The organism is Luteolibacter rhizosphaerae (assembly GCF_025950095.1).
Taxonomy (GTDB): Bacteria; Verrucomicrobiota; Verrucomicrobiia; order Verrucomicrobiales; family Akkermansiaceae; genus Haloferula; species Haloferula rhizosphaerae.
Genome location: NZ_JAPDDR010000005.1, coordinates 233,041 through 244,778, shown reverse-complemented (window position 1 = coordinate 244,778; position 11,738 = coordinate 233,041). Strand labels below are relative to the sequence as shown.

The following is an 11,738-nucleotide window of genomic DNA, read 5'->3' as shown; positions in this document are numbered from 1 at the left end:
TTCATGGACCTCGCCGTCACACTTCTCGTTATCCTCGCCAAGGTCATCGGCCTGACCTTCCTGGTGGTTCTGCCGCTGGTGCCGATCTCGGTTTACTTCGAGCGCCGCTTCTCCGCGATCATCCAAGACCGTGTGGGTCCGAACCGCGTGGGCGTGCCGCTGACCTTGCTCGGCGCGAAAAAGGACTTCTCTTTCTTCGGTCTGATCCAGCCGATGGCAGACGGTGTGAAGCTGTTCCTGAAGGAGGACTTCACCCCTTCCCACGTGCGGAAGGCCTTCTACTGGCTGGCCCCGGCGCTGACCGTGGTGCCCTCGCTGGTGACGGTGTGCGTGGTGCCCTTCGGCGGCAACATCGAGGTGAACGGCCAGATCCACAAGCTGGTCATCGCGGATCTGGATGTGGGCCCGCTCTTCATCTTCGCGATCTCCTCGCTGGCGGTCTACGGCATCACGCTGGCCGGGTGGTCCTCGAACTCGAAGTTCCCCTTCATCGGTGGCGTGCGCTCCACCGCGCAGATGATCTCTTACGAGATCGCGCTCGGCCTCTCCGTGGTGCCGGTGCTGCTCTACTACGGGGACCTGAATCTCTCGAACATCGTGCAGCAACAGTCGCAGAACGGCTGGCTGCTGCTGCCACTGTGGGGTAACTCCGCTCCTTGGAACAACGGTGGCGATTACACCGCGTGGATCTTCTGGATCCCGGCGATGATCGCCTTCCTGATCTTCACCACCTCGGTCTTCGCGGAAACGAACCGCATGCCCTTCGACCTGCCGGAGTGCGAGACCGAACTGGTGGGCGGCTACCACACCGAGTATTCCTCGATGAAGTTCGCCATGTTTTTCATGGGTGAATATGCCGCGATGGTGATCGGATCGGCGATGGTCGTGACGCTTTTCCTCGGCGGTTGGTCGCTCGGCCCTTGGTTCGACAACTGGGCCGCCGGACTGGCGATCGGCTCGGTGAAGATCGGCGGCTTGCTGAACATGGCCGTCTTCATGGGCAAGGTGGTCGGCTTCATCCTCTTCTTCATCCTCGTCCGCTGGACGGTGCCGCGCTTCCGCTACGACCAGCTCATGCGCCTCGGCTGGGTGATCTTCTTCGAGGCCGCCTTGATCAACGTCTTCCTCGCGGCCCTCGTGATCGCCGCGCCCCAGTTCGGCGCTGCTGCTACCGTGGGCGGGCTGATCCTGCTGGTGATCGTCACCGCCGCCTTGGTCTGGGCCCTGAAGGTCTCCGAGAAGCGGCCCAAGCCCATCTCCATCTAGAACTTTTCCACCATAATGGCCGTCGTCAAAGTCACACGTCCGAAGCTCGCTGCCGGGGAGAAGATCTACCTCACCGCGCTTCTCAAAGGCTTCTTCATTACGATGAAGCACGCCGTGAATTCGCTGCGGGGCAAGACCCGCGGTGCCGAGGACCTGGAGTCCTCCGGTCTCGGCGTGACGATGCAGTATCCCGAGCAGAAGTGGGATGAGCACCTGCCCGAGCACTACCGCGGTGCGCCCGCGCTGGTGACGGACGAGCAGGGCCGCGAGCGCTGCGTGTCCTGCCAGCTCTGCGAATTCATCTGCCCGCCGAAGGCGATCAAGATCACTCCGAGCGAGATCCCCTCCGAGGATCCCTGGGCGAAGGTTGAGAAGCGCCCGCTGGAGTTCGATATCGACATGATTCGCTGCATCTACTGCGGCATGTGCGAGGAGGTCTGCCCGGAGCAGGCCATCTTCCTGCGCAAGGACTATGCGATCACCGGCCTGAAGCGCGCCGACATGGTGCACGACAAGGAGAAGCTCTACGAGATCGGCGGCGTGCGCGTCGGCCTCGTGAACAAGTGGAATGAACTGAAGTAACCCCGTCGACCGATGAAAGCGCTATCCTCCTCCTTCGTGATCATCGCCGGGGTCTTTGGCATGCTCAACGCCTACCGCCAAGTCGCCGGACCCTATCCCATGGGAGCCATCGCTTTCGTCGTTTGCGGCTTGGTCCTGGTCTTCGGGATTGGCGGCTGGATCTACAGCCTCAAGAGCGACGACTGACCTGCACCTGTCCCCTTTCCGATATTTTCCCATGCCTCTTCCTCTCTTCTGGTTCTTCGCACTCGTCATGCTGCTCGGCGGCGTGGCGGTGGTCGGCCTGCGCAATCCGGTCGCCTCGGCCCTTTCGATGGTGGCCTCCTTTGTGGGCCTCGCGGGTCTCTTCATCGGTCTGAACGCCTTCTTCGTCGGGATCATCCAGATCCTCGTCTATGCGGGCGCGATCATGGTGCTGTTCATCTTCATCATCATGCTGCTCGACCTGAAGGTGGAGGAGAAGCGCACGCCGAAGCTCGCACCGCTGCTCGGCGGGCTGGGCATCGTGCTCGGCTTCACCATCCAGCTCATCGGCATCCTCTCGAAGACCCCGAGGATGGAGTGGCAATCGCTCGACCTGAAAACGGCGGCCGCCGCCCACGCCCAATCCAGCCCGGGGATCTCCCAGAAACTCTCCGAAGGCCATCTGCCCGACGTGAACCTCATCGGCGACGTACTTTTCAAAGGCTACAACCTGCCGCTCCAGATCGTCGGTGTCCTCCTCCTCGTAGCCACCATTGGCGTGGTCGTCCTTTCCAAGCGTCAAGAGGCATAGGTAGCGAGTAGCAGGTAGCAAGTAGCGAGGGAAACAGCCGTAGACCAAACCAACACTCATGAGCAAGATCGAGCGATTCGAAGACCTCTTAGCCTGGCAAAAGGCTCATGAGTTCGTGCTCGGTGTTTACAAGGCGACACGTTCCTTTCCGAAAGAGGAGACCTTTGGGCTCACCTCTCAAGTCCGTCGCGCAGCAGTCTCCGCTCCTTCCAATATCGTGGAAGGATTCGCCCGTTGGTCAAACGCCGACAAGGCGCGCCATTACAACATCGGCGAAGCCTCCTTGGACGAAGCACGCTACCAACTTCTACTTGCCCACGATCTCGGCTACGCGGACACCACGCATCTTCAAGAACAAGCCCTCGAAACCAAACGAATCCTTGCAGGTCTCGCCAATTCCGTCCGAAACCGCCCCTGAATCCTCTTCGGCTGTTTCCCCCGCTACTTGCTACCTGCTACTCGCTACTTTCCCATGGCCGGTCTCCATTCCTACCTTCTCGTCTCCGGGTTGCTCTTCGCGATCGGCCTTTCCGGAGTCATCCTGCGCCGGAATATCATCGTGGTCTTCATGTGCCTCGAGCTGATGCTGAGCGCCGCGAACCTGACGCTGGTCGCATTCTCCCGCTTCAAGGGCACGAACGGCCTGCCGGACTACAACGGGCAGATGCTCGTGTTCTTCGTGATCACCGTGGCCGCCGCCGAGGTGGCCGTGGGTCTCGCCATCATCGTCGCCCTCTACCGCGCACGGCAGACGATCAACACGGAAGACCTCACCAGCATGCGCGGCTGAGCCTCGTTGGCACCTGGCACTTTTTACTTCGAACTTCGATGGCTTGGCTCCTCCTGTTCCTACCTTTGATCGCTGCGGCGGCGAACCAGCTTTACCTGAAGCGGAACGCCTTCATCGCTTCGATGGTTTCGGTCGTCTCGGTCGCGGTGACCTTCGGCATTTCCCTGCTGCTGCTCGGCAAGAGCGAATCCCCCGCCCCGATCTCCTGGGCGACGATCGGTGACTTCTCGCTGCAGATCGGCATCAAGCTCGACCAGCTCTCCACCGGCATGATGGTGGTGGTCACGGGCGTGGGCCTGCTGGTGCACATCTTCTCGCTGGCCTACATGGCCGAGGATAGCGCGAAGGCGCGCTTCTTCACCTGCCTCTCGCTCTTCATGTTCTCGATGACCGGCATCGTGCTGGCCTCGAATTTCATCATGACCTTCATGTTCTGGGAGCTGGTGGGCCTGAGCTCCTACCTCCTGATCGGTCACTGGTATCAGAAGGACTCCGCCGCGGACGCCGCGAAGAAGGCCTTCATCACGAACCGCATCGGCGACTTCGGCTTCATGATCGGCATCCTGATGCTCTGGGGCATCACCGGCACGCTGACCTTCGACGAGATGAAGATTCCCGCGGGCATCTCCACCGGAGTACTCGGTGCCGCGCTGCTCTGCGTCTTCTGCGGTGCGGTCGGCAAGTCCGCCCAGATGCCCCTGCACGTGTGGCTGCCGGACGCGATGGAAGGGCCGACTCCCGTGTCCGCCCTGATCCACGCCTCGACGATGGTGGCGGCCGGCGTCTACATGCTCTTCCGCGTCCAGCTCTCGGTCGGCGCGGAGGCCTTCGACAACTTCGCCGGCACGACGATCGCCTGGATCGGTGGCATCACCTCGCTCTGCGCCGCGCTGATGGCCACGCAGCAGGATGACATCAAGCGCATCCTTGCTTACTCCACACTGTCCCAACTCGGCTACATGGTGATGGCCGTGGGCCTCCTCCACGGTGAGGCCGGGATGTTCCACCTCTTCACGCACGCTTGGTTCAAGGCACTGCTCTTCCTCGGCTCCGGCGCGGTCATCCACGCTTGCCACCACGAGCAGGACATCTGGAAGATGGGCGGCCTGCTGAAGAAGATGCCGATCACCGGCTTCACCTTCCTGATCGGCTTCCTGGCCCTGATCGCGGTTCCCGGCACCGCGGGCTTCTTCTCGAAGGAGATGATCCTCCACGCCGCCGAAACCTACGGCCACAAGGAAGGCAACACCATGGCCCTGTTCTGGATTGCCGCCGGTGTCGCCGTGCTCACCCCTTTCTACATGACCCGTCTCTTCGTGGTCGCATTCCTCGGCAAGAATCGCTCGGAGGATGCCAGCCACGCCCATGAAGTCGGTCCGCTCATGTTCCTGCCGCTCGCGATCCTCGCGGTGCTGGCCTTGGCTGCCGGATATAAGTTCTCTCACGGTCTTGCCCCCGCCGTTCCGGCTCATACGGGCGAGTTCCACGTGAACTTCCTCTTCTGGGTTTCCGTGGTGGCGCTGGTCGTCGGTGCCGGCGCCGGCTTCGCCCTCTATTCGGGCAAGGACAAGGATCCCGTATCCATCCCGCTCTTCCGCGACCGCTTCCGGATCGATGCCTTCTACGACAACTTCGTGGTGCGTTACTTCCAGAACGCCTTCGCCGCGATCGTCCACTTCTTCGACGAGTTCCTGATCAACGGCCTGATCGTGGGCGGCTCCAGCCGTCTCGCGGAAGGCTTCGGCGGTCTCTTCCGCCGCGTGCAGTCCGGCAACCTGCAGGGCTACGCCTTCGCCTTCGGCCTCGGCGTGATCCTCGTCATCTACTTCACCGCGTTCTAACACCGATACTAGCAAACTTCCCATGCTACTCCTGCTAGTCCTTATCCCCATCGCCGCCTTCCTCGCCATCCTCGGCGGGGCGCCCGCCCGCAAGACCGCGGTGGCGGCCGGCGTGGCCAATCTCGTGCTCGGTGTCTGGGCCGCCTTCACCTGGAAGGCAGCCATGTGGTCGATGTCCGTGCCGGTGCTCGCGAAGCCCGCGCTGAACCTCGCCTTCGGTCTCGATGGCATGAGCGCGGTGATGGTGCTGCTCTCGGTGATCGTCACCCTGGCCGCGCTGCTCTCCGGCAAGTCCCCGGAAGGCCGCGAGAAGCTCTACTACGGCTCTTCCCTTTTGATCGCCGCCGGTGCCATCGGTGCCTTCGCCGCGACCGACCTGTTCTTCTTCTACGCCTTCCATGAACTGGCGCTGATCCCGACCTTCCTGATGATCGGCATCCTCGGCCGCGGGGAGCGGAAGGAGACCGCGTGGAAGATCACGATCTACCTCGGCCTCGGCTCGGTGATCCTGCTGGCCGGCCTGGTCTGGCTGGCCTCGCTGGCGGGCACCTTCGACATGCCGAGCATGGTGAAGGCGGTGCAAGATGGCTCGCTGGTCATCGACGCCGCCTCGCAGAAGGGCATCGCCGCGCTGCTCATCATCGGCTTCGGCGTGCTGGTCTCGCTCTTCCCCTTCCACTCCTGGGCCGCCCCGGCCTACGCCAGCGCCCCGGCCCCGACCGCGATGCTGCACTCCGGCGTGCTGAAGAAGTTCGGCCTCTACGGCCTGCTCCGCCTCGCGATCCCGATGGTGCCGGAGGGCATGAATGCCTGGCTGGTGCCGCTGCTGGTCCTGCTGCTCGGCAATATCCTCTGGGTGGGCCTCGTCACCGTGAACCAGAAGCGTCTCGACCTGATGCTCGGCAATTCCTCGGTGATGCACATGGGCTACATCTTCCTGGCCATCGCCGCACTCGCCGCGAGCCACACCGGCAGCCCGGCGGTCGGCTACCTCGACGCCGCCGGCAACGCGGTCACGACCTACACGCTCGGCAACTTCACCAACACCATCGCCCAGCCTGCCGCGATCCTGCTGATGTTCGCGCACGGCATCTCCATCGCCATGCTCTTCGGCCTGGCGGACAAGATCGAGCGCAGCACCGGCACGCTGGAGCTCACCGATCTCGGCGGTCTTGCCAAGTCCGCTCCCGGTCTCGCCTTCCTCTTCGGCATGGTCGGCATGGCTTCCATCGGTCTGCCCGGTCTGGCGAACTTCGCCGGTGAAGTGATGGTCTTCCTCTCCGGCTTCCAGAACTACGATCCTGCCAAGGGCCTCGGTCCGGTACAGATCGCCTGCATCCTCGCCATCTGGGGCGTGGTCATCAGCGCCGTCTACATGCTGCGCGCCTACCGGAATATCTTCCAAGGCCCGCAGGTGAAGGCCACCACGGATGCCGCCGACCTGAGCTTCGCAGACCGCATCCCGGCCCTGATCCTCGCCATCGCCCTGCTCGCCGTCGGCCTCTACCCGAACCTGCTTCTGAATCTCCTCAAGTGACTTTCACTGATCACCGATCACTGAGCACTTTTCACTTCTTCCCATGCCCGCCTACTACCTCGAAGCCCTCACCGTCACGCTCGGCCTCGCCCTGCTGATGCTGGAAGCATTCGGCCCGCGCAACTCGAAGGCACTGGTCAGCGGTTCCGCCGTCGCGGGACTCGCCTTTATCCTGGTGCTGCTCTTCTTCGCGGTGGGTCCGGAAAAGGCCGATGCAGGCGACAAGTGGGGCAGCTACGCGCTCTGGAACTTCTACCAGTTCGATTCGCTGGCGCGTTTCTACAAGGGCTTTGCGCTGGTCTGCACCATCTTCGTGGTGCTGATGTCGATCGACTTCCGCTCGATCCTCACCCGCTTCACCGACGACCAGGAGTCCGAGAACGGCACCGGCGAGTTCTACGCCCTTCCCGTCTTCGCCTGTGCAGGCATGATGTGGATGGCCTCCGCCAAGGACCTTGCCGGGGCCTTCGTGGCGCTGGAGCTGGTCACCATCACCTTCTACATCCTCGTCGCCTACCTGCGGCGGAATGTCGGCTCGCTGGAAGCGGGCGTGAAGTATCTCATCCTCGGCGCGCTTAGCACCGGCTTCCTCGTTTACGGCATCGCTTGGATCTACGGCGCGACCGGCACGATGAACCTAGCGGAGATCGGAGCGAAGGCGCACACGCTTCAGAGCACCGCCCCTCTCCTCTTTGGTGTCGCCCTCATCCTCATCGCCATGGGCTTCAAGATCGGTGCCGTGCCGATGCAGGTGTGGATCCCGGACGTTTACCAAGGTGCCCCGACCCCGACGACCGCCTTCCTCTCGGTGGGTTCGAAGGCCGCGGGCTTCATCCTGCTGATCCGCTTCCTCACGCCTCTAATGGAGGCCGGCTCGCCGATCGCCTCGAAGATCGTGCTGATGCTCGCCATCATGGCCGGTGCCACCCTGCTCTTCGGCAATCTCGCCGCCATCAGCCAGACCAACTTCAAGCGCCTGCTGGCTTACTCCTCGATCGCCCACGCGGGCTTTCTGGTGCTGGCGCTGGCCGCATGGAAGGGCGTGAGCCCGGAAGGCCTCGGCTCGGTGGAGACCGTCTCCTTCTACCTCGCCACCTACCTGCTGATGACGCTCGCCAGCTTCTTCGTGCTGGCCCAGGTGCGCATCCAGAACGGCTCCGAGCAGATCGATGCCTTCAACGGCCTCGGCAAGCGCAACCCGACCCTCGCCCTCGGCCTCACGATCATCATGGCCGCGCTCGCGGGCGTGCCGCTCACCGCGGGCTTCATCGGCAAGTTCTTCGTCTTCACCCTCGCGGTGGAGGCCAAGCTGTGGTGGGCTGTCATCCTCGCCTTCGTGGGTGCCGCCGCCGGCTTCTACTACTACTTCAAGATCATCCGCGCCATCTGGTGGGAGACGCCTGCAGAGGACTCCAAGCCGCTGGTGCTGCCGCAGATCACCCGCTACTGCGTGGTCGGCCTCACCCTCGCCGTCATCGTGCTGGGCGTATGGCCGCAGCCGGTGCTGTGGCTGCTGGGTTGATCCATCCTGCGGAGATCGCAGCCTGACCGAGGGGGGTATCGCTTGCCGCGTGCTCCCCTCTTGTGTGTCCATCCATCTCCCGCTATCGCTTCCACATGTCTCGAAGAAGCGACCGGGAGATCGCCGCGCGGGTTCTCCTGCTCGCGGCCTTCGTCTGTCTCATCGGCTTTCATGTCCTTCCGATCGATGAGGTTCGCTCCGATGGTAGTGTCGAGCGGGGGTGGATCATCTGGCAGGCGCTATGGGTGTATCGCCGTGACTTGGATGCACTCTTCCATGCAGCAGCCCAAGAGCCTTTGGTCGGGATGGGCCTGGTGGCCGCGGTCAGTTGGTTGCTTCTCGCACTTGTCTCACCATTCATCGTCCCGCTTCTCCTGAGGTCGCGGCCACTATGGGGCATCTGCACCATGATCGCGGGTCTTTCGCTGGTCGCTTGGCTCATCATCATAGGCTCGGCGGGCGCTCCGTCCAACTTCTCCGGCATCCCTCCGGCGATGCTCTCCATGCTCGCCTCCGTGCTGCTGAATTTCCTCGGCCTCGCCGTGCTTGCCCGCATCAAGCCGCTGGACCCGGTGCTACCGGAGTCACCGGACAATCCGCTTGCACCGTGAGCCTGCTTCACGATCCTCGATGACGATGGAGCGCGCCCGCCGGATGAACCTGATCGCCCTTGCGCTGCTGATCACGGCACTCATCGCCTACATCGCTTTTCATTTTCTCCCATTGGAAGTTTACCCTCCGGACCTCTACGGAATCGAGCCGGATCGAGGCTATGAGGTCTGGGGAGAGGTCGTCGAATTCGCCAAGGATCCCTCCGCGAATGACCCGCAGGACATGATCGCGCTCGCGGGCTTTCTCTGCGCGGCCTTTCTTATCATCGTCAGTCCCTTTCTGGTGCCCCTGCTGCATCGTTCGCGCTGGATGTGGTGGACGGTGGTGTTGGTCTCCGGTGCCACGCTTTGCGGATTGGGAGGCGTCCTGCTGCTCATCTTCTTCCACGATGGTGAGGCCATCCCGGGATCGGGCATCCATTGCCTGCTCGCGGCGCTGGCGCTGAACTTCCTCGGCCTGCTCTTCATCCGGCGGGAGAAGTCTCCGCTCGAAAGTGAATCATTCGCGCCCCCTCCCGTGGTATGAACCGGAGACGACTCGCCATCATCCTGCTCACGCTGGCCCTGGTCCTCTTCGTGGCCTTCCACTTCCTGCCTTGGAACAACGACCGCCACTCCATGCCGGGCTGGGAAGTCTGGCGCTACGTATCGCGGATTCCAAGATCGGCCGGTGATCTCAAGGATCTGCTTCCCACCACCGGCTTCTTCACCTCGAGCCTCATCCTGGTCGCCAGTCCCCTGCTGGTGCCGGTCTTCGAGACCTCGCGACTCGCCCGGAATCTGGTGCTCGTCATGTCGGGCCTCGCCCTTATCGGGGTCACCGGCTTCCTGCTCTACGTCGCCGCAAACTTTGGCCGATTCCTCGCCGGTAGCGGCATGATCTGCATGATGCTCGCCCAAGCCCTCCACCTCGCGGGCATGGTCGTGGTGAAGCCCCGCCCGAAGCCCTCCACCTCGCGGGTATGATCGTGGTGAAGCCCCGCCCGAAGCCATCGCTGCCGGGCGATGATCCCGGTATTGCCGCATGAGAAATCGCATCGCTCTCGCCTTCTTCATCCTGGCTCTCATCGCCTTCACGGCCTTCCACTTCCTGCCGTGGTCCAAGACTTCCGATCGCACCAGCTGGGAGCTCTGGAAGGTGGTTGCCAGCCCCTTGGGAATGAGACCCATACCAGATGCCGGCTTCCTCATGAGCTCGCTGCTGTTCGTCTCCAGCCCTCTTCTTGTCGGCGTCTTCCGGCGGTCCGCGCTCGCGCTCTGGGGCACGCGGGTCATGTCCCTGCTCGCGCTCGCCTGCCTCAGCGGGGCCTTGGCCTACCTCGTCGCCATGGAGCTGGTCCCCTTGAAGCCAAACGCGGGAGGCTACGTTCTGGTCGCCGCCCAGATCCTCCATCTCGCGGGCAGCTTCATTGCCCGCATCGACCGTCTACCGGCGGGTCCGCCACCGTAAGACCTGCCTCACGCCGCGATTGCACCCGCGCCCGGTCCTGCTAGGAATCCCCCGTGGCCGATCAAGGTGATGTCAGGGCGGTTCTGGAATACGTCCCGCGCTTCCGCGGGAAGATCTTCGTCGTGCTCATCGAGGCCGGATTGCTGCCCGAGCCCGCCATCGCGGAAAGCCTGCTCGACCTCGCGGCGATGGAAGACATCGGCGTGAAGCTGATCCTGGGCGTGCTGGGCGGCGACCTGAAGGACCTGTACGACTGGACCCTGGAGTGCGAGATCATGTCCGCGCGCCTGAGCAAGCCGCTCGGTGAACCCGGTGCGATCGAGGAGGCGAAGGCGATCCTCGCCCGCGGCCAGACCGTGGTGGCGGATGCGTCCTTCCAAGACCCGCTCGATCCGAAGGTGGTGGACTTCACGCTCGGCATCGGCGCGGTGAAGCTGATCGCCCTGTTAGAGGAAGCCATCCTCATCGATGGCGAGCCGGTGCCCGCCGTCCGCGCCGCGGAGGCCGATGTGCTGGCGAACTCCGGCACCGTCACGGGAGCGCACCTGCTCACCGCCGCTGCGGAAGCCTGCCGCCGCGGCGTGCCCCGCGTGCACGTGCTGAACGGCCGCCGCCAAGGCGTGCTGGTGGACGAACTCTTCTCGAACGAAGGCGTGGGCACCATGGTCCACGCCGACAGCTACCGCCAGATCCGCCCGCTGCGCGAGGAGGACATCCCGGAGCTGCTCGGCATGATCGGCCGCTCCGTGCGCCGCACCAAGCTGCTGGCCCGCACCTACGAGGACATCTACGAGAACGTCGGCGACTATCACGTGATGACCATCGACGACAACGTCGTCGGCTGCGTGGCCCTGCACGAGTATCCCGGCGAGGACACGGCGGAGGTGGCCTGCCTCTACGTGAAGCTGAATCACGAAGGCCGCGGCTATGGCGTGGACCTGGTCCACCATGCGGAGGAGATGGCACGGCAGCGGAAGATCCCCCGCGTCTTCGCCCTCACCACCCGGGCGGCGGACTTCTTCGAGAACCGCGTGCACTACACCCTGCGCGATCCCTCCGTGCTGCCTGCCGGGCGGCGGAAGCAGCTCGAGGATAGCGGCCGGGATTCGAAGGTATTCGAGAAGCGGCTCCAGGAGTCGGCCTGATATCCCTATCTGCCGGGCAAGCAGGTGAGCGCCCGATAGATATGCGCCATCGCGGAGCGCAGGCGTCCGCCTTCAGGGCCCGTTAGTCCGGCCTTGATCTTCAGGCCACTATCACCCCACTCTCCACGGCGACGCTCCAGCATAACTTAGTTTAGCCGATCCGTGGCCGAACTTGGATGACTTGGCACCTTGGCCGGATTCTCCCGGAAGCACTTCTCC

At 63.3% G+C, this 11,738-nt stretch carries 14 protein-coding genes; all 14 read left to right on the top strand.

The window, feature by feature from the left end:
• The first annotated feature begins 3 nt into the window (after positions 1–3).
• Positions 4–1,266: a complex I subunit 1/NuoH family protein gene (locus tag OJ996_RS11295; RefSeq protein WP_264513675.1), complete on the top strand. Its 1,263-nt coding sequence runs from the start codon at positions 4–6 to the stop codon at positions 1,264–1,266.
• Between the two features lie 15 nt (positions 1,267–1,281).
• Entirely contained in the window at positions 1,282–1,848 is a 567-nt protein-coding gene (locus OJ996_RS11290) for a NuoI/complex I 23 kDa subunit family protein (protein ID WP_264513674.1), read from the top strand.
• A gap of 12 nt (positions 1,849–1,860) precedes the next feature.
• A complete protein-coding gene (locus OJ996_RS11285; RefSeq protein ID WP_264513673.1) occupies positions 1,861–2,034 on the top strand; it encodes a hypothetical protein in 174 nt (57 codons plus the stop codon).
• 31 nt (positions 2,035–2,065) lie between these two features.
• Positions 2,066–2,623 (top strand): NADH-quinone oxidoreductase subunit J family protein, encoded by a 558-nt coding sequence (locus OJ996_RS11280; RefSeq protein ID WP_264513671.1) that lies wholly within the window; start codon positions 2,066–2,068, stop codon positions 2,621–2,623.
• A gap of 58 nt (positions 2,624–2,681) precedes the next feature.
• Positions 2,682–3,041, top strand: a complete 360-nt coding sequence (locus OJ996_RS11275; RefSeq protein WP_264513670.1) for a four helix bundle protein — start codon at positions 2,682–2,684, stop codon at positions 3,039–3,041.
• 54 nt (positions 3,042–3,095) lie between these two features.
• A complete protein-coding gene (gene nuoK / locus OJ996_RS11270) occupies positions 3,096–3,413 on the top strand; it encodes an NADH-quinone oxidoreductase subunit NuoK (RefSeq protein WP_264513668.1) in 318 nt (105 codons plus the stop codon).
• 38 nt (positions 3,414–3,451) lie between these two features.
• The gene (gene nuoL / locus OJ996_RS11265; RefSeq protein ID WP_264513667.1) at positions 3,452–5,254 is read left to right on the top strand and encodes an NADH-quinone oxidoreductase subunit L; all 1,803 of its coding nucleotides are present in this window, start codon (positions 3,452–3,454) and stop codon (positions 5,252–5,254) included.
• A 22-nt stretch (positions 5,255–5,276) separates the two neighbouring features.
• Positions 5,277–6,791, top strand: a complete 1,515-nt coding sequence (locus OJ996_RS11260) for a complex I subunit 4 family protein (protein ID WP_264513665.1) — start codon at positions 5,277–5,279, stop codon at positions 6,789–6,791.
• Between the two features lie 43 nt (positions 6,792–6,834).
• Positions 6,835–8,313: an NADH-quinone oxidoreductase subunit N gene (locus OJ996_RS11255; RefSeq protein ID WP_264513664.1), complete on the top strand. Its 1,479-nt coding sequence runs from the start codon at positions 6,835–6,837 to the stop codon at positions 8,311–8,313.
• A 95-nt stretch (positions 8,314–8,408) separates the two neighbouring features.
• Complete coding sequence (locus OJ996_RS11250) at positions 8,409–8,924, top strand: hypothetical protein (protein ID WP_264513663.1); 516 nt, start codon at positions 8,409–8,411, stop codon at positions 8,922–8,924.
• 25 nt (positions 8,925–8,949) lie between these two features.
• Complete coding sequence (locus OJ996_RS11245; RefSeq protein WP_264513662.1) at positions 8,950–9,450, top strand: hypothetical protein; 501 nt, start codon at positions 8,950–8,952, stop codon at positions 9,448–9,450.
• The gene (locus tag OJ996_RS11240) at positions 9,447–9,890 is read left to right on the top strand and encodes a hypothetical protein (RefSeq protein ID WP_264513661.1); all 444 of its coding nucleotides are present in this window, start codon (positions 9,447–9,449) and stop codon (positions 9,888–9,890) included. The genes OJ996_RS11245 and OJ996_RS11240 overlap by 4 nt, the downstream gene beginning before the upstream one ends.
• A 58-nt stretch (positions 9,891–9,948) precedes the next feature.
• Positions 9,949–10,374 carry a hypothetical protein gene (locus tag OJ996_RS11235; protein ID WP_264513660.1) on the top strand — a complete coding sequence of 142 codons (426 nt, stop codon included), beginning with the start codon at positions 9,949–9,951 and terminating at the stop codon, positions 10,372–10,374.
• Positions 10,375–10,427: 53 nt separating this feature from the next.
• Positions 10,428–11,519 carry a GNAT family N-acetyltransferase gene (locus tag OJ996_RS11230; protein ID WP_264513659.1) on the top strand — a complete coding sequence of 364 codons (1,092 nt, stop codon included), beginning with the start codon at positions 10,428–10,430 and terminating at the stop codon, positions 11,517–11,519.
• The last annotated feature ends 219 nt before the right edge of the window (positions 11,520–11,738 follow it).

Coding starts and splice junctions, on each gene's coding strand:
- OJ996_RS11295 (WP_264513675.1), top strand. CDS start 4: ATGGACCTCGCCGTCACACTTCTCGTTATCCTCGCCAAGGTCATCGGC.
- OJ996_RS11290 (WP_264513674.1), top strand. CDS start 1,282: ATGGCCGTCGTCAAAGTCACACGTCCGAAGCTCGCTGCCGGGGAGAAG.
- OJ996_RS11285 (WP_264513673.1), top strand. CDS start 1,861: ATGAAAGCGCTATCCTCCTCCTTCGTGATCATCGCCGGGGTCTTTGGC.
- OJ996_RS11280 (WP_264513671.1), top strand. CDS start 2,066: ATGCCTCTTCCTCTCTTCTGGTTCTTCGCACTCGTCATGCTGCTCGGC.
- OJ996_RS11275 (WP_264513670.1), top strand. CDS start 2,682: ATGAGCAAGATCGAGCGATTCGAAGACCTCTTAGCCTGGCAAAAGGCT.
- nuoK (WP_264513668.1), top strand. CDS start 3,096: ATGGCCGGTCTCCATTCCTACCTTCTCGTCTCCGGGTTGCTCTTCGCG.
- nuoL (WP_264513667.1), top strand. CDS start 3,452: ATGGCTTGGCTCCTCCTGTTCCTACCTTTGATCGCTGCGGCGGCGAAC.
- OJ996_RS11260 (WP_264513665.1), top strand. CDS start 5,277: ATGCTACTCCTGCTAGTCCTTATCCCCATCGCCGCCTTCCTCGCCATC.
- OJ996_RS11255 (WP_264513664.1), top strand. CDS start 6,835: ATGCCCGCCTACTACCTCGAAGCCCTCACCGTCACGCTCGGCCTCGCC.
- OJ996_RS11250 (WP_264513663.1), top strand. CDS start 8,409: ATGTCTCGAAGAAGCGACCGGGAGATCGCCGCGCGGGTTCTCCTGCTC.
- OJ996_RS11245 (WP_264513662.1), top strand. CDS start 8,950: ATGGAGCGCGCCCGCCGGATGAACCTGATCGCCCTTGCGCTGCTGATC.
- OJ996_RS11240 (WP_264513661.1), top strand. CDS start 9,447: ATGAACCGGAGACGACTCGCCATCATCCTGCTCACGCTGGCCCTGGTC.
- OJ996_RS11235 (WP_264513660.1), top strand. CDS start 9,949: ATGAGAAATCGCATCGCTCTCGCCTTCTTCATCCTGGCTCTCATCGCC.